Below are 14,917 nucleotides of genomic sequence, written 5' to 3' on the forward strand. Positions count from 1 at the left end.
GAAAGGGAGTTTGAAATGGCGAATTGGAACGACCCCCAGCCCGGCACGGGCTTCGGTGCGTCTCCGAGCCTTGACGGACGCGAAGCCGGCCGGGCCACGTATGACGCGGGCCTGCGCAGCTACATGCTGTCCATCTACAACTACATGGCCTCGGGCGTGCTGCTGTCGGGCATCGTGGCGCTGTTGTTCGCTTCCTCCGGCATGGCGATGCAGGTGCTGACCACCCCGCTGCGTTGGGTCATCATGCTCGCCCCGCTGGGCTTCGTGATGGCGATGAACTTCGGCCTGAACCGTATGAAGACCTCGACCCTCCAGATGCTCTATTGGGGCTTCTGCGTGGTCATGGGTCTGTCGCTGTCGACGATCTTCCTGGCCTTCACCGCCACGTCGATCGCCACCACCTTCTTCGCAACGGCTGCGGCCTTCGCGGGTCTGAGCCTGGTGGGCTATACCACCAAGAAGGACCTTTCGGGCTTCGGCACGTTCCTGATCATGGGCCTGTTCGGCATTCTGATCGCGATGCTGATCAACATCTTCGTGGGTTCGACGGTGCTGCAGCTGGCGATCTCGGTGCTTGGCGTGCTGATCTTCGCCGGCCTCACCGCCTATGACACGCAGATGCTCAAGAACCAGTACGCACAGCTTCGCGGCACCGAGTTCCTCGGCAAGGCCGTGGTGATGGGCGCGCTCAGCCTTTACCTGGACTTCATCAACATGTTCCAGTTCCTGCTGAGCTTCCTGGGCGATCGCCGTTAATCCACCGTTTTTTGACGGATGAAACGATCATGCCCGGTGCGATTCGTCGCACCGGGCATTTTCATTGGAGTCAAGACGAGATAGAATCCCGGCCATCGTGAGAACTGGAGTGTCCGGGGTGGTAAACCTGAAGAAAAAAGGCCTTTTGCGCGGCCTTGCCATTATGACGGGCTCGCTCGTCGCCATGCTGTCCGGTTGCGGACCCAAGGAGGTTGCCGTTGCGCCGCCGCCGCCGCCGCCCGTGGTGGTGATCCCGCCGCGGCCGATGCCGCCGCTGGGCGCCGCGCCGAACATGATCGTGCCGGTCTTGGCCGTGGACGGTTCGCGCCGCACGGTGAATTCGGGCATCTCGGCTGCCCAGTCCCTGTGGAACCTGCGCTCTGCCTACAACGTCGCGGCGCTGAACTGCGTCGGGCCGCAGTACGAGCCGATCCTGGCGGGCTACAAGGACTTCCTGAAGAAGCACGTCAAGAGCCTGACGGCGGCCAACAAGGAACTCGACAAGGAATTCAAGTCGCGGTTCGGCGCCAAGTCCGTCCGCGAGCGCGAAGCCTATCAGACCCAGGTCTACAACTTCTTCGCGCTGCCCCCCGTCGTTCCCGCGCTCTGCAACGCGGCGATGGGTCTCGCGGTCGACCTCCAGGCCGTGCCGGCCGGTCAGCTTGACGGTTTCGCGGTGAGCGGGCTTGCCAAGGCGGAGGCTCCCTTCAAGGAGTTCTTCAACAGCTACGACCAGTACCGCGCCGATCTGGCCGCCTGGGAAGCGCGCTACGGCGCGGGCGCCTCGGCCAGCGCGCCTTCGGGCACGACGCCGGTGGCGGCAGCGCCCACGGTGAGCCAGCAGGCCTACTCGCGGTAAGCCCGAAGGGACGAGCGGGCAGGGGCGCGCAAGGCCGCGATCCTGCCTCGCTCCGAACCTGACAGGGCCAGTTCTCCGGCCGAATTCAGGGCGAGTCTCGGGTGCCAGATCTCGGGAATCGAATCTCGGCCCGGTGCATTTTTGCTCTTTCATGCGGAAGAGCACTTCGCTAAGGGGACGCCTCGCGAAGGCGCTTGTCGTCCCAGCGAAAATACTGGAACGGGGCCGTAGCTCAGATGGGAGAGCGCGTCGTTCGCAATGACGAGGTCAGGGGTTCGATCCCCCTCGGCTCCACCAGTATGAAATTCTGAAGCGATCCGGGTCTGCCCGGGTCTACCCCGGCATGAGGCGTTTGACGCGACATGGCCGGGTTTTTTGTTTATCTGCGATGGACGGATAAGGCTCTGCCGCTGTCCCTTCGCCTTTGAACGTCTTTGAACGCGCCGGAAACATACAAGATGCACTTTCTCGACCAGGCCAAGATCTACATCCGTTCGGGCGGAGGCGGCCCCGGCGCGGTTTCGTTCCGGCGCGAGAAGTACGTCGAGTACGGCGGACCCGACGGCGGCAATGGCGGGAAGGGCGCGGACATCGTGTTCGAGGCGGTTGCGGGCCTCAATACCCTGATCGATTTCCGCTACACCCAGCATTTCAAGGCTCCCCGCGGCGGCCACGGCATGGGCAAGAACCGCAATGGCGCGGCCGGCAAGGACCTGGTCATCAAGGTTCCCGTCGGCACCCAGATCGTCGACGACGAGGATCGCGAAACGGTCCTGGCCGACCTGACCGAGGCCGGCCAGCGCGTGACGCTGATGGAAGGCGGCATGGGCGGTCGCGGCAATGCCAGCTACAAGACCTCCACCAACCGCGCTCCGCGCCAGCACCAGCCCGGCATTCCCGCACAGGAAATGTGGGTATGGCTGCGCCTGAAGCTGCTGGCCGACGTCGGCCTGGTCGGCATGCCGAACGCAGGCAAGTCCACGTTCATCAACAAGCTGTCGAACGCCAAGGCGAAAGTCGGCGACTATGCCTTCACCACGCTGCGCCCGCAGCTTGGCGTCGTCATGCACAAGAATCGCGAATTCGTGCTGGCCGACATTCCGGGCCTGATCGCTGGCGCCGCCGATGGTGCGGGCATCGGTGACCGCTTCCTGGGTCATATCGAACGCTGCCGTGTGCTCGTCCACCTCATCGACATCTCGAACACCGATCCGGTGGAAGCGATGCATGTCGTCGAGGAAGAGCTGGCGGCCTATGGCGGCGATCTCGAGAACAAGCCGCGCCTGGTCGCGCTGAACAAGATCGACCTCGTGGACGACGATCTGGCCGCGGCCTATGCCAAGGAACTGCTGAAGGCCGGGGCGGACGAAGTCTTCCCGATCTCCGGCGCGACCGGCAAGGGCATGTCGAAGCTGCTGGACGCGGTGATCGACTACCTTCCCGCGGCCACCGTTACCGAGCGTCCCGAAGGCGAGCGCGAGGAATCCGACGACAAGCCCTGGTCGCCGATTTGATCTCGGCTATTTGACGCCCCCATATTGACGGCCCGCATATTAACGGCGGCGCCGTGATTTCGGCGATCCGACCCGGAGGCACCGGGTCGTTCGCCGTGACGGTTTGAGTTGGCGCCGGGCCTCGCTCCGGCTACAGCTTTGCCATGAAGATCATGCACATGGCACTGGCGGCGGGCTTGTTCCTGTCGCCCCTTCGCGCCGCTGCGGCAGAGCCCGCTCCGGTCGCCAGCCGTCCGATCGAGATCGGCACGAGCTACAGCCTCCCTTCGACGGTGCTGGGCGACACGCGCGAAGTGAACGTCTGGCTGCCGACCGGCTACGCGGCGTCGCACGATCGCTATCCGGTGGTCTACCTGCTGGACGGCGCGCTCGATCAGGACTTCCAGCATATCGCGGGCCTCGCCAACCTTGCTTCGCTGAGCTGGACCTATGGCCCGATGATCGTGGTCGGCGTGCAAACCAGGAACCGCCGCGCGGAACTGACGTCGCGGCCCACAGATCCCCGCTACCTCTCCGCATTTCCCGAAAGCGGCGGGGCGGATCGCTTTCGCCGCTTCCTGCGCCAGGAGGTGATCCCCTTCGTGGAAGCACGCTTCCGCACCGGAGAGCGCCGCGCGATCATGGGTGAATCGCTGGCCGGCCTCTTCGTGGTCGATACCCTGCTCAACGAACCCGCGCTTTTCGCCGACTATGTGGCGATCAGCCCCAGCCTCTGGTGGGACGACCGCCGGCCGCTCGCTCACCTCGACCGGACGGCCGGCGTGAAGGGGCTTGCCAAGGCCCGCCTCTATCTGGCGGTGGGCGACGAGGGTGGGACCATGCAGGACGGGATCGATCGGCTGCGCACATTCCTCGAGAGCCAGCCGGCGGACCGCGTCACCTTGCGCTACGACGATTTCAGCAAGAGCGCTTCGCATGCCACCGTCTATCACCATGCGGCGGAGGACGCGCTGCGCTGGCTCTATCCCGCGCCGCCCTATGAAGGCGGGGGGACGCCGTGGTTCATGATCGAGGGGGCCCAGCCCCCACCACCGTCGCCTCCACCACCTTCGCCCACCACGCCCGCGGGCTGAGGCCTCTTCCTCAGAGCGAATTGCGCCGGGCGATGGCGGCCAGCACGGCAGCGCTGGGCTTGGGTGTGCGCTTGAAGGTCGTGCGATCGAGCGTGTGCAGGCCGAACTGCGGCTTGTAACCGAAAACCCATTCGTAATTGTCGACCAGCGACCAGTGCATATAGCCGAGCACGGGCACGCCATCGTCCATGGCGCGCTTGAGTTCGCCCAGCGCTGCCGGGATCAGCCGCGCGCGCTTGGTGTCGTCGGCCGAATTGATGCCGTGCTCGGTAACGACCACCGGCACGCCGCTGACCGCATGGGCATAGCGCACCGCGCCGGCGAGGGATGCCGGGTAGATTTCGGAGCCGGCGTCGTTGGTTTCCGCGCCGCTGGGCGGGGGCAGGCGGCCCTTGTCGTTCCAGACGGTCCGCTCGTAGTTCTGCACACCGACGAAGTCGTTGCCGCGCGCGGCCTCCAGCCAGGGCAGGTAGAGCTTGGCGCGCATGGCATCGCGCAGGCTGTTGCGGCCGGCGGCCTGATCGTCGATCACGGCAAGGCTGACCCCGACCGGCAGGTCGCTCCGCACGGCCTTGATCGCCGCGCGCCCGGCCTTGTGGCCGGCCAGGAGGTTGCCCTGCACCACTTCCGGGTCAGCGACGTAGAGCGGATTGCCGGGCAGGAAGCGGGCGACGGCATGCTCGCGGGCGGCGGCTTCCTGCATGGCCTTGTCCGCGCCGAGCAGGCGCGGCCCGATGTCGCCGGGAAGCACAACGTCCAGCAAGCCGCTGAGATTGGGCTCGTTCAAGGTGGTGGCATGGCTGATCCCCGCGGCGAGATGGCGGGCTGCGCGATCGCAATAGCGGGCGAAAAGGGCAGGGGCCTCGGCATGGGACCATCCGCCCTGCGCTGCGAACCAGGCGGGCGTGGTGAAGTGGTTGAACGTCACCATCGCCTTGAGGCCGCGCGCGTTGCAGCCCTCGATCATGGCCTTGTAATGATCGAGCATGGCGATCGAGAACTGGCCCTTGGCAGGCTCGATGCGCGCCCATTCCAGGCTGAAGCGATACGTGTTGAGCCCAAGGCCCTTCACCAGGTCGAGGTCCACCGGCCAGAGCGCCAGGCTGTTCGCGGCGTCGCCGGAGGGTTCCATGTAGACCGTGGGATTGGCGTGCTCCATGGCCCAGACATCGCTGTTGACGTTGTTGCCTTCGATCTGGTGCGCCGCCGTTGCCGCGCCCCAGAGGAAGCCGTCCGGGAACTTGGGATCGACGGGCCTGGCCGTGCGCGCCAGGGTGGAGGTGCTCACAAGCGTGGCCCCGGCGGCCGTGGCGGCCAGCATGGTTCGGCGGTCGATCACGCGGTTCTTCTCCCTGTTCGCGCCGGTTTCGTTTCGAATCGGCCAAAAATGTAAAATTAGAACCATAAATCTAAAATGGAACCCGCATCGTCGGACCTGAGAGAATGGCCGCGACAAAAAGGGACTGCCGCCACCCCGGCGCGGGCGCTAAGGGCCGGATCATGGACATCGACCAGCCTCTTTCGCGCAAACCCGTGGACGGCCGTGCGGCCCTGCTCATGGTCGGCCTCTGCGCGATCTGGGGCATGCAGCAGACGGCGCTGAAGGCAGCGGCTCCGGACATAGCGCCGGTGCTTCAGATTTCCTTGCGCTCGGGCATCGCGGCCCTGTTCATCGCCGCGCTGGTGTTCATGCGGAAGGAAGGACATGCCCTGCGCGGCGGGACATGGAAGGCGGGGCTGGCGATCGGCGCGCTCTTTGCGCTCGAATATCTGTTCATGGGCGAGGGGCTGCGCTTCACCAGCGCCTCGCACATGGGCATCTTCCTCTACACCGCCCCGATCTTCACCGCGCTCGGCCTGCATTTTCGGGTGCCCGAGGAACGCCTGAGCCCGCTGCAATGGCTGGGCATCGCCGCGGCTTTCAGCGGCGTCGCGGTCTCGTTCCTGGGCGGCGGAGCAGACGGCCCGCGGCGCGATTCGGCCTGGATCGGGGACCTCATGGGCATCGGCGCAGGCGCCGCCTGGGGCGCGACGACGCTGACGCTGCGATTCTCCCGGCTCTCGCAGGCGCCCAGTTCGGTCACCACGCTCTACCAGCTGCTCGGCGCTTTCGTGCTGCTGGGGCTGCTGGCGGTCGGCACCGGGCAGACATATGCGCGGCCGACCGTGCTGCTGGGCGTGAGCATGGTGTTCCAGGTGGTCTTCATGTCGCTGATCAGCCTGCTCGTCTGGTTCGGACTCCTGCGCGTCTACCTGGCCTCGCGACTGGGCGTGCTCTCGTTCATGACGCCGCTGTTCGGCGTGCTGTTCGGGGTCGTTCTGCTGGGCGAACGACTGGACGCGGCCTTCATCGCCGGTGCGCTGATGGTCCTGGCGGGCATCCTGCTGGTCAGCGGTCACGAAATCTTCAAGGCCCGAAAGGCGCGGCGGGCGCAGACGGTGCTTATCGACCCGGCCTGATCGACCCGTCCTGACCGATCCGGCCTGATTGATCCGGGCGTCTCGCCGTTCCCGTGGCGGGACGGGGCGTAGCGCCTTTCGCAAGCGAGCGCTTTCCAGCGGGCGGCAACTGTCCTAGAGGCACTGCCTCCATGCCTGTATCGCGTCTTTCCGATCTCTCCGACAGAGCCCTTGCCCCCCGCCTCGTCATCAAGGTGGGCTCGGCGCTGCTCGTCGGCAAAGAGGGCGTAAGGCGCGCGTGGCTGACGGCGCTGGTGGCGGAAATCGCCGAGGCGCGCGCACGCGGGCAGGATGTGATCGTGGTTTCCTCCGGCGCGATCGCCCTTGGCGCGGCCACGCTCGGCCTGGAAAAGGGCGGGCGCGGCTCGCTGGCCGATGCCCAGGCGGCGGCCGCCGTCGGTCAGATCGCGCTTTCCGGCCTCTGGGCGGAATTGCTCGGCAGCCACGGCCTCACTGCCGCGCAGATGCTGCTGACGCTGGAAGACCTTGAAGACCGCCGCCGCTACCTCAACGTCACGGCCACGCTCACGCGGCTGCTCGATGCGGGGGCCGTGCCGGTGATCAACGAGAACGATTCGGTCGCCACGCAGGAAATCCGCTTCGGCGACAACGACCGCCTTGCCGCGCGCGTCGCCCAGGCCGCGCAGGCCAGCGCCGTGCTGCTGCTCTCCGATATCGACGGGCTCTACGATCGCCATCCGCGGGAGCCGGGTGCCAGGATGATCCCGGTGGTCGAAGGCGTGACCGGCGAGGTCCACGCCATGGCCAGTACCGAATCGAATTCGGGCATGGGCTCGGGCGGGATGGTTTCGAAGCTGCAGGCCGCAGAGATCGCGGAACTGGCCGGAATCTGCCTCGTCATCGGCAATGGCCAGCATGAACGCCCGGTCGCGCGGATCATCGGCGAGGGCATCGGCACACTGTTCCTGCCGCGCCGCCGGGCCGGCGCGCGCAAGGCCTGGCTTGGCGGACGGCTGCGGCTGAAGGGCAGCATCCACGTCGATGCCGGGGCAGCCGCTGCCCTGCTGCGGGGATCGAGCTTGCTGGCCAAGGGCGTGACGCGCGTGGAGGGAGCCTTCGAACGCGGCGACCCGGTAGCCATCGTCGACCCCGAGGCACGGGTCCTGGCCCATGGCCTTTCCGAATATCACGCTGGCGAATGCACCGCGATCCGCGGGCTGCACTCCAGCGAGCAGGCCGAAGTGCTCGGTTATGCGCCCCGTTCATCCGTCGTGCATCGCGATCAGCTTGTCTTGAAGTAATGGAACTCGACCGCCCCACCATCGCGCTGACCGGCGCCACCGGCTTCGTTGGCCAGAGCCTGCTCGATGAGGCCGTTGCCGCCGGATACGATGTCCGCGCGCTCGCCCGCCGCGAACAGGAGCCGCGCCCGAACGTCACCTGGGTGCGCGGCGAACTGCGCGACACCGGCTCCCTTTCCGAACTGACGCGCGGGGCGGAGGCGATCCTCCACGTTGCCGGCGTGGTCAATGCGCCCGACCCGGCCGGATACGAAGCGGGCAATGTCGCCGGGACGCTGAACCTGATCGAGACGGCCGTGGCCAAGGGCATCCGGCGCTTCGTATTCGTCTCCTCGCTCTCCGCGCGCGAACCGCAGCTCTCCGCCTACGGGGCCTCCAAGGCCAAGGCCGAGAAGCTCTTGCGCGCCAGCCCGCTCGATTGGACCATCGTGCGCCCGCCCGCGATCTACGGCCCGCGCGACAAGGAAATGTTCGAGCTGTTCCGCGCGGCGCGCTGGGGCCTCGTGCCGGTGCCCAAGGGCGGCAGCGCCTCGATGATCCATGTCGAGGACCTTGCCCGCCTGCTGGTGGCGCTGGTTCCGGGCGGCGAGGACGTGACCGGCAAGCTGTTCGAACCGGACGACGGCAAAGTCCACGGCTGGGACAATGCCGAGATGGCCCGCGCCATCGGTGCAGCCGTCGGCCGCCGTGCGCGCGTACTGTCGCTTTCCGCCGGAGCGCTGCGCAAGGCGGCGAAGGTGGACCAGTTCCTGCGCGGCGACGGGGCGAAGATGACCGCCGACCGCGCGGCCTATTTCAGCCACCCGGACTGGGTGGTCAGCGCGGGGGCGGGGGTGCCGGCCTCGATCTGGGAGCCGCGTATCGATACGCGCGACGGTCTGCGCGCCACGGCCGAGTGGTACCGCGCGAACGACTGGCTTTGAGCGGATCCCGGTAATCGAACGGCGCCGAGGTAGTCCGGTTGTGGCGCTACCCCGGCAAACCCTGCCGCACTAGTTCAGGGCCATCGCCGGCTGCACCACCCCGGTGCAGGCCCCGAACCCGATCGACACGGCGCCTTCCGCCACGAAGCGGCCGGACAGCGCCAGTTCGTCGCCGTCCTGAAGGAAGGTGCGCGTTTCGCCGGTGGGCAGGGTCAGGGCTTCCCGGCCGGAGCGGGTGATCTCCATGAGGCTGCCCTGCGAGCCGTCCTCGGGGCCGGAGATCGTGCCGGTGCCCAGCAGATCGCCCGGGTTCATCTCGCAGCCGTTCGATGCATGGTGCGTCACCATCTGCGCGATCGTCCAGTACATGTTGCAGGCCGGGCCGCGGCTGAGGCGCTGGGCGGGCAGGCCCTGGTCGCGCATCGTCCGGGTGCTGAGGCTGACTTCGAGGTCCAGCGCAAGCGCGCCCTCGCGCTGGTCGGCCTCGTTCCAGAGATAGGGCAGGGGGCGCGGGTCGCCTTCGGGCCGCGCGGGCTGGGCCATGCGGAACGGGGCGAGCGCTTCCATGGTCACGATCCAGGGCGAGACGGTGGTGAGGAAGTTCTTGGCGAGGAACGGCCCGAGCGGCTGATATTCCCAGGCCTGGACATCGCGCGCCGACCAGTCGTTGAGCAGGGTCAGTCCGGCGACATGGTCGAGCGCCGCGTCGATGGCGATGGGCTGGCCGAGCGTGTTGCCCTGCGCCATCCACACGCCGAGTTCCAATTCGTAATCCAGCCGTCCGATGGGGCCGAACGCAGGCGCTTCGGCATCGGGCGCCTTGGTCTGGCCGTTGGGGCGGATCACCGGGGCGCCGCTCGCCCGTACGGTGGAGGCACGGCCGTGATAGCCGATGGGAACGTGCTTGTAGTTGGGCAGCAGCGGATTGTCGGGGCGGAACAGTTTGCCGATATTGGTGGCGTGATGGATGCCGACGTAGAAATCGGTGTAGTCCGCGATGCGCGCGGGCAGGTGCAGCGTGGCTTCGGCCATCGGCACCAGCAGCGCTTCGACTTGCGCGCGCTCGGCCGCGCCTTCGGCCAGGAGCGCGGAGACACGGCGGCGCAGCGCGCGGCGCGGGCCGGCACCCAGGGCCAGCAGGGGATTGAGCGTTTCGCCGGCTCCGGCGCGGGCGGCGTCCAGCGCATCGCCTTCGAGCAGGGTCGTGGCGGCCAGCGCGCCGAGGTCGAGGATCATGTCCCCGATGGCGATGCCGCCCCGGGCAGCTTCATCGCGGCGCGAGAAGACGCCGAGGGGCAGGTTCTGGATCGGAAAATCGCCGTGGCCGTTCGCGCTTTCGACCCAGGAGCGCAGAGCGCGGTCATGGGTTTCGTCGATCGTGGCCATGGTCTTACCTCTTCCGTTGGTGCTGGGCGTCCGTGACGCGCGTTTCTCGATGGGAGCGCTTCACTAGCCGGTCGCACAGGCCGCGTCACGGGCCTTCCTGGACATCGTCCCATCCATGGGTCTCGGTCATGACGAAAGGCACCGGATCGCCGCGGGCGTCGCGGGCCGGGCGGAACCGAAAGCGTTCGGTGATGCGCTGGCAGGTGCCGGCGTCGAGGTCCGGTCGGCCGCTGGAGGAAACCACGGTGCAGCCGCTGACCCGGCCGTCCGTCCCGATCCGGTAGCGTACCGTGATGTCGCCGCCGCTGCGGGACTTGCGCAAGTCGGGCGGCAGGTCGGAGTAGTGGAGGCGTCCGGAGGTCTGGCGGGGGAATTGCGCCACGCCGGCATTCGCGCCCGATCCCTCGCCGCCTTGGCCGCCGCCGCCGTTGCCTCTCCCGGCGCCGCCCGCACCGGGGCCGGATCCGCTGTTTCCCGTGCCCTGGGACGATTGCGCGCCCTGTCCGGGGCGCGGCGCGGCGATGATCGGCGGGGCAACGGGCAGGACGATCCGCGGCGGCGGCACGACCAGGGGCACGGCCCTGGCCCTGCGTCCCTCGGGCGCAGGGGCGGCCTTGGGCGCTGCGGCGGACTCTTGCTTGCGCGGTGAGGGGGTGGGCGTCGGTGTGGGCGTGGGAGGCGGCCGATCCGGCACGGTCACCATGGCCGTCAGCGCAGCGCGGTCAGGAAGCTGCGGCAGGTCCACGCCCAGCCCGAACGCCAGGGCGGCCAGCCCGGCACCGACGACGGTGGCCGATGCCAGTGCGGAAACCCACCTGTCGCGTCGCGGTGCGTGCAAGACCTGCTCCTTCCCCGTCGAGACCCACCGGGCCAACCCCGGTGCCGGGAAAACAAGTCGCGCCTGCGAAAGGTCCCGCAAGTGGCGAACGGTGCCGACGAATCGCCTGTGCTGCGGCAGGACGATCACATGTTGCGGAACCATGGCTCGACATCATCGTTATTCCGCCAACGAGACAATTTCGGAGAAGCAACAATGACTCTACTTCTTATTCTCCTGGTCGGTGGCGTCATCGGCTGGCTCGCTTCGATCCTCATGCGCACCGATGCGCAGCAGGGCGTCTTCCTCAACGTGGTCGTCGGTGTCGTCGGCGCCCTGATCGCGGGCCTCATCATCACCCCGCTGATCGGCGGTGCGCCCATCACCAGCGGTGCGTTCGACATCATGTCGCTGTTCGCTTCGTTCCTGGGTGCGGTTGTCCTTCTGGCGATCGTGAACCTCTTCCGTCGCGGTTCCATTCGCTAAGATTGGCGGCTAAACGGTAGGTTGCGACTCTCATAAGTCGCCAAGGAGGCTGGCGCGTCCTCCAACCCCGAACGCGCCCTTTTCAACAGGGATAAGGAAGCCTGACATGAAAGCCATCAACACTTCGCGTCTTGCCATGATCGCTGTCGTCGCTGCCGGTTCGCTGGGCCTCGCGGCCTGCAACAACAAGGCGGACGATGCCACCGAGCAGCAGGCCGACGCGGTCGAGCAGTCGTCCGACTCCGCCGCAGACGCCATGCGCGACCAGGCGGACCAGATGACCGGCGCTGCTTCCGAGGCCGTGGATGAAAAGGCCGATGCCGTCCAGGCGGCAGGCGAGGCCAAGTCGGACGCGCTGGAAGAAAAGGCAGACCGGATCAAGGAACAGCACTGATCCGTTCCGCGACCCTCATCGCAAGAAGACAGGAAGGATGGCGGGTTCCGCCATCCTTCTTTCGTTGGGCCGGCTCCTTTCGTCAGGCCCATTTCCCGGTGTCGCCTTTCCTGGGCAAGGGGAAGGCACAGGCACCCGGTGCGAAGCGAAACTATCCGGCCGTGCAATCAAAATGCCGCCAATAGATGCTTGAATTGTCGGGCAAGAGGGCAGACATAGCCCCCGAAAGTTCGACGTCCCATATGACGTGCCGTCCAACCCTGCCAAGGTGGGCGTGCAGGTCCAAGCCTTTGACAACCTGAAACAGGAAGACAGCCATGACCATTCAGCTGATGCCGCTGCCCTACGCGCAGGACGCGCTCGAACCGCATATCTCGGCCAAGACGCTCGAAATTCACCACGGCGCTCACCACAAGACGTACGTCGACAAGCTGAACGCTGCCGTCGAAGGCACGGACAACGCCGACAAGTCGGTCGAGGAAATCGCCAAGCTCGCTTCGGGCCCGCTGTTCAACAATGCCGCCCAGACCTGGAACCACGGTTTCTACTGGCACTCGCTGAGCCCGGAAAAGACCGCGCCGAGCGAAAGCCTGCTGGCCGCGATCACCAACGACTTCGGTTCGCTGGACGCGCTGCTCGAAGCGCTCTCGAACGAAGCCGTCAATCACTTCGCTTCGGGCTGGGCATGGCTCGTCGTGGACGGTGGCAAGCTCAAGGTCATCTCGACCCATGATGCGGGCACGCCGATCACCACCGACGTCAACCCGCTCATCACCATCGATGTCTGGGAGCACGCCTACTACATCGACCAGATGAACAAGCGCCCGGCCTACGTGAAGACGGTTCTGGAGAACCTCATCAACTGGAAGTTCGCGTCGGACAACTTCGACCGCGGCACGGCCTGGACCTATCCGGCCTGATTTCTCGCTTCGCGCAGCGATGCGCGGGGTGACATGACATGCTGAAACGGGCCGGGTCGCCGCTGAAAGGCGCGATCCGGCCCGCAGCATGTCCGGCACACCTGTTTCCTCCTTTTTTCGGGAATTGAATATGGACATCGGCTTCATCGGTCTGGGCGCGATGGGCAGCGCCATGGCGCGCAACCTGGCGGCGGCAGGGCACCGGGTGCGGGCGTGGAATCGTTCGGGCGGCGCGGTGGACGGCGTCGAGATGGTTGCCACCCCGGCAGAGGCCTTCACCGGCGACGCGGTGCTGACCATGCTCTCCGAGGACGGGGCCATCCGGCAGGTCCTGCTGGACAGCGGTGTGCTGGATGCAGCGCCGAAAAGCGTCATCCACCTCGTGTGCTCCACGATCTCGGTCGCTTTCGCGCGCGAACTGGTGGAGCGTCATGCGGCGGCGGGCGTGGGCTATCTTTCGGCGCCGGTGCTCGGCCGTCCCGATGTGGCGGCGGCGGGCCAGCTCAACGTGATCCTCGGCGGTCCCGCCGAACATGCCGCGCGGCTGGAGCCGGTCTTCGCGGCGATCGCCGGCAAGGTCTGGGACATGGGCGAGGACGCCACGGTGGCCAATGCCGCCAAGATCGCTTGCAACATGATGATCACCATGGCCATCGAGGGCATGGCTGAAGCCGTCGTGCTGACCGAAGGCAAGGGCCTCCCGCGCGAGAAGTTCTTCGAGCTGATCCTGGGCACCCTGTTCGGCAGCCGGGTCTATCAGAACTATTCGGGCATCATTTCCGCGCGCGAATACGAACCGGGCTTCAAGGCCGTGCTCGGCCTCAAGGACCTTCGCCTGGCGCGAGAACTGGCGGCGGAAACCGCTCCGGGCACGCAAGGCAGCCTGCCGATGCTCGATGCCGTGCACGCGCGCATGGGGGAGGCCATTGCGGCCGGCCATGCGGACCGCGATTGGGCCGTCATGGCCGAACACACCATCGACACCGCCCGGGGCTGAGGCTTCCGGCAAGGCGAGACGGCACCGCGAGGGAGAGCGATTGGCCCCCTCGCGGCTGCCGAGCCAGATCATTGCGGTGGACGTTCAACGGAACTTTCGCGGCCAGCGAGCCCCAGGCACGACATGGGTTGGAGCAATCTCGGCCAGTCCGGCCGATGGGGCCGTCAGCCCTTGCGGCGCTCGCCCACTTCCAGCAGGTCGGCCTCGCCATCCAGCATGCGGGCCAGGTCGGCGCGAGCGCGAGCGACGCGGCTTTTCATCGTGCCGATGGGGCAACAGGCGATCTGGGCCGCTTCCTCGTAGCTGAACCCCGAGGCGCCGACCAGCAGCACGGCCTCGCGCCGCTCGGGGGCCAGCTTCTGCAGGGCTGTCTCCATGTCGCCGAGATGCAGCGGGCCTTCCTGATCGGCCTCCATCACCAGCATCCGCTCCACCGCGCCTTCGTCGAGGTCGGTCTGGCGCTTGCTCTTGCGCAGCTCGGACAAGTAGTGGTTGCGCAGGATCGCGAAAGTCCAGGCGCGCATGTTGGTGCCTGCCGTGTAGCGGTCGCGCGCGGTCCAGGCCTTGATCGCGGCCTCCTGCACGAGGTCGTCCGCGAAATCCGGACGGCCGGACAAGCCGCGGGCGAAGGCGCGCAAATGCGGCAGCACGGTCAGGAGTTCGCGGCGGAACTCATCGTCCTCGGGCCGGGGAATGCTGGGATCGACGCGCGTTGCCGCGGGTTCCTTTGCGGTGCTCGTCGGTTCGGGCGGGGTGGGGGAGTGGGGTGGGCTTTCGGCGCCTGACCGGCCGGGCAAGGAAGCCTTGGCGTCAGGCATCGTCCGCCCCGTCCAGCTTCTTGAGAAGATCCTTGAAGCTGTCCGGAAGCGGTTCGTCCACCACGGAGTTGTAAAGCTTCCTCAACCCTCCGGCCCAGCCCGGTTCGCCGTCCTTGCGGAGTTCCGGCGGTAGCCCAGGCGTTGCCGTATCACCCCCTCCAGGGGCGACGCGGCGGTCGGCGCCATGTCCTTCGGATTGATTCAACTTTGACTCCATCGCAACCTGAACACTTGCTTGCTGGCGGGGAGCGG

At 66.9% G+C, this 14,917-nt stretch carries 16 protein-coding genes and 1 tRNA gene; 12 read left to right on the forward strand and 5 right to left on the reverse strand.

Translation table 11 applies throughout. The features are described 5' to 3' along the window. The first annotated feature begins 15 nt into the window (after positions 1 to 15). The 5 genes from AC1VV3_RS13720 (at position 16) to AC1VV3_RS13740 (ending at position 4,202) form a co-directional block, all read left to right on the forward strand. Positions 16 to 756 carry a Bax inhibitor-1/YccA family protein gene (locus tag AC1VV3_RS13720; RefSeq protein WP_132261779.1) on the forward strand — a complete coding sequence of 247 codons (741 nt, stop codon included), beginning with the start codon at positions 16 to 18 and terminating at the stop codon, positions 754 to 756. Positions 757 to 919: 163 nt separating this feature from the next. Further along, positions 920 to 1,615 carry a hypothetical protein gene (locus AC1VV3_RS13725; RefSeq protein ID WP_132261781.1) on the forward strand — a complete coding sequence of 232 codons (696 nt, stop codon included), beginning with the start codon at positions 920 to 922 and terminating at the stop codon, positions 1,613 to 1,615. 221 nt (positions 1,616 to 1,836) lie between these two features. Then, positions 1,837 to 1,912 (forward strand) — tRNA-Ala (locus tag AC1VV3_RS13730). Positions 1,913 to 2,073: 161 nt separating this feature from the next. Next, positions 2,074 to 3,129, forward strand: coding sequence for a GTPase ObgE (gene obgE / locus AC1VV3_RS13735; protein ID WP_132261783.1), 1,056 nt, complete (start codon positions 2,074 to 2,076; stop codon positions 3,127 to 3,129). 143 nt (positions 3,130 to 3,272) lie between these two features. Beyond that, positions 3,273 to 4,202 (forward strand): alpha/beta hydrolase, encoded by a 930-nt coding sequence (locus tag AC1VV3_RS13740; protein ID WP_431568688.1) that lies wholly within the window; start codon positions 3,273 to 3,275, stop codon positions 4,200 to 4,202. A gap of 10 nt (positions 4,203 to 4,212) precedes the next feature. Here the strand turns inward: AC1VV3_RS13740 and AC1VV3_RS13745 are convergent, their stop codons facing one another. Further along, positions 4,213 to 5,541 carry a family 1 glycosylhydrolase gene (locus AC1VV3_RS13745; RefSeq protein ID WP_431568689.1) on the reverse strand — a complete coding sequence of 443 codons (1,329 nt, stop codon included), beginning with the start codon at positions 5,539 to 5,541 and terminating at the stop codon, positions 4,213 to 4,215. A gap of 104 nt (positions 5,542 to 5,645) precedes the next feature. Here AC1VV3_RS13745 and AC1VV3_RS13750 point away from each other — a divergent pair, with 104 nt between their 5' ends. From AC1VV3_RS13750 to AC1VV3_RS13760, 3 genes are all read left to right on the forward strand, one after another. After that, positions 5,646 to 6,662 carry a DMT family transporter gene (locus tag AC1VV3_RS13750; RefSeq protein WP_431568690.1) on the forward strand — a complete coding sequence of 339 codons (1,017 nt, stop codon included), beginning with the start codon at positions 5,646 to 5,648 and terminating at the stop codon, positions 6,660 to 6,662. Positions 6,663 to 6,793: 131 nt separating this feature from the next. After that, the gene (gene proB / locus AC1VV3_RS13755) at positions 6,794 to 7,924 is read left to right on the forward strand and encodes a glutamate 5-kinase (RefSeq protein WP_314463717.1); all 1,131 of its coding nucleotides are present in this window, start codon (positions 6,794 to 6,796) and stop codon (positions 7,922 to 7,924) included. Continuing rightward, positions 7,924 to 8,847 carry an NAD-dependent epimerase/dehydratase family protein gene (locus AC1VV3_RS13760; RefSeq protein WP_431568691.1) on the forward strand — a complete coding sequence of 308 codons (924 nt, stop codon included), beginning with the start codon at positions 7,924 to 7,926 and terminating at the stop codon, positions 8,845 to 8,847. The genes proB and AC1VV3_RS13760 overlap by 1 nt, the downstream gene beginning before the upstream one ends. A 69-nt stretch (positions 8,848 to 8,916) precedes the next feature. Here the strand turns inward: AC1VV3_RS13760 and fahA are convergent, their stop codons facing one another. After that, on the reverse strand, positions 8,917 to 10,233 hold the full coding sequence (fahA, locus tag AC1VV3_RS13765) for a fumarylacetoacetase (RefSeq protein ID WP_431568692.1): 1,317 nt from the start codon (positions 10,231 to 10,233) through the stop codon (positions 8,917 to 8,919). Between the two features lie 85 nt (positions 10,234 to 10,318). Continuing rightward, on the reverse strand, positions 10,319 to 11,071 hold the full coding sequence (locus AC1VV3_RS13770; RefSeq protein ID WP_431568693.1) for a TonB family protein: 753 nt from the start codon (positions 11,069 to 11,071) through the stop codon (positions 10,319 to 10,321). A gap of 195 nt (positions 11,072 to 11,266) precedes the next feature. Between AC1VV3_RS13770 and AC1VV3_RS13775 the strand changes: the two genes are divergently transcribed. The 4 genes from AC1VV3_RS13775 (at position 11,267) to AC1VV3_RS13790 (ending at position 13,847) form a co-directional block, all read left to right on the forward strand. After that, positions 11,267 to 11,536, forward strand: a complete 270-nt coding sequence (locus tag AC1VV3_RS13775; protein WP_054439274.1) for a GlsB/YeaQ/YmgE family stress response membrane protein — start codon at positions 11,267 to 11,269, stop codon at positions 11,534 to 11,536. A 106-nt stretch (positions 11,537 to 11,642) separates the two neighbouring features. Continuing rightward, on the forward strand, positions 11,643 to 11,930 hold the full coding sequence (locus AC1VV3_RS13780) for a hypothetical protein (RefSeq protein WP_132261795.1): 288 nt from the start codon (positions 11,643 to 11,645) through the stop codon (positions 11,928 to 11,930). A 317-nt stretch (positions 11,931 to 12,247) separates the two neighbouring features. Continuing rightward, positions 12,248 to 12,850, forward strand: coding sequence for a superoxide dismutase (locus AC1VV3_RS13785; protein ID WP_132261797.1), 603 nt, complete (start codon positions 12,248 to 12,250; stop codon positions 12,848 to 12,850). Between the two features lie 130 nt (positions 12,851 to 12,980). After that, complete coding sequence (locus AC1VV3_RS13790; protein WP_431568694.1) at positions 12,981 to 13,847, forward strand: NAD(P)-dependent oxidoreductase; 867 nt, start codon at positions 12,981 to 12,983, stop codon at positions 13,845 to 13,847. Between the two features lie 164 nt (positions 13,848 to 14,011). On the opposite strand, the gene AC1VV3_RS13795 is transcribed toward AC1VV3_RS13790, so the two are convergent. Next, positions 14,012 to 14,665, reverse strand: coding sequence for a sigma-70 family RNA polymerase sigma factor (locus AC1VV3_RS13795; protein WP_431568695.1), 654 nt, complete (start codon positions 14,663 to 14,665; stop codon positions 14,012 to 14,014). Then, positions 14,658 to 14,870: a NepR family anti-sigma factor gene (locus AC1VV3_RS13800; protein ID WP_431568696.1), complete on the reverse strand. Its 213-nt coding sequence runs from the start codon at positions 14,868 to 14,870 to the stop codon at positions 14,658 to 14,660. The genes AC1VV3_RS13795 and AC1VV3_RS13800 overlap by 8 nt, the downstream gene beginning before the upstream one ends. Positions 14,871 to 14,917: the final 47 nt, after the last annotated feature.

It is taken from the genome of Novosphingobium sp. BL-S-34 (assembly GCF_056857015.1).

Coding starts and splice junctions, on each gene's coding strand:
- AC1VV3_RS13740 (WP_431568688.1), top strand. CDS start 3,273: ATGAAGATCATGCACATGGCACTGGCGGCGGGCTTGTTCCTGTCGCCC.
- proB (WP_314463717.1), top strand. CDS start 6,794: ATGCCTGTATCGCGTCTTTCCGATCTCTCCGACAGAGCCCTTGCCCCC.
- AC1VV3_RS13720 (WP_132261779.1), top strand. CDS start 16: ATGGCGAATTGGAACGACCCCCAGCCCGGCACGGGCTTCGGTGCGTCT.
- AC1VV3_RS13775 (WP_054439274.1), top strand. CDS start 11,267: ATGACTCTACTTCTTATTCTCCTGGTCGGTGGCGTCATCGGCTGGCTC.
- AC1VV3_RS13785 (WP_132261797.1), top strand. CDS start 12,248: ATGACCATTCAGCTGATGCCGCTGCCCTACGCGCAGGACGCGCTCGAA.
- AC1VV3_RS13780 (WP_132261795.1), top strand. CDS start 11,643: ATGAAAGCCATCAACACTTCGCGTCTTGCCATGATCGCTGTCGTCGCT.
- AC1VV3_RS13795 (WP_431568695.1), bottom strand. CDS start 14,665: ATGCCTGACGCCAAGGCTTCCTTGCCCGGCCGGTCAGGCGCCGAAAGC.
- AC1VV3_RS13725 (WP_132261781.1), top strand. CDS start 920: ATGACGGGCTCGCTCGTCGCCATGCTGTCCGGTTGCGGACCCAAGGAG.
- fahA (WP_431568692.1), bottom strand. CDS start 10,233: ATGGCCACGATCGACGAAACCCATGACCGCGCTCTGCGCTCCTGGGTC.
- AC1VV3_RS13760 (WP_431568691.1), top strand. CDS start 7,924: ATGGAACTCGACCGCCCCACCATCGCGCTGACCGGCGCCACCGGCTTC.
- obgE (WP_132261783.1), top strand. CDS start 2,074: ATGCACTTTCTCGACCAGGCCAAGATCTACATCCGTTCGGGCGGAGGC.
- AC1VV3_RS13750 (WP_431568690.1), top strand. CDS start 5,646: ATGGCCGCGACAAAAAGGGACTGCCGCCACCCCGGCGCGGGCGCTAAG.
- AC1VV3_RS13790 (WP_431568694.1), top strand. CDS start 12,981: ATGGACATCGGCTTCATCGGTCTGGGCGCGATGGGCAGCGCCATGGCG.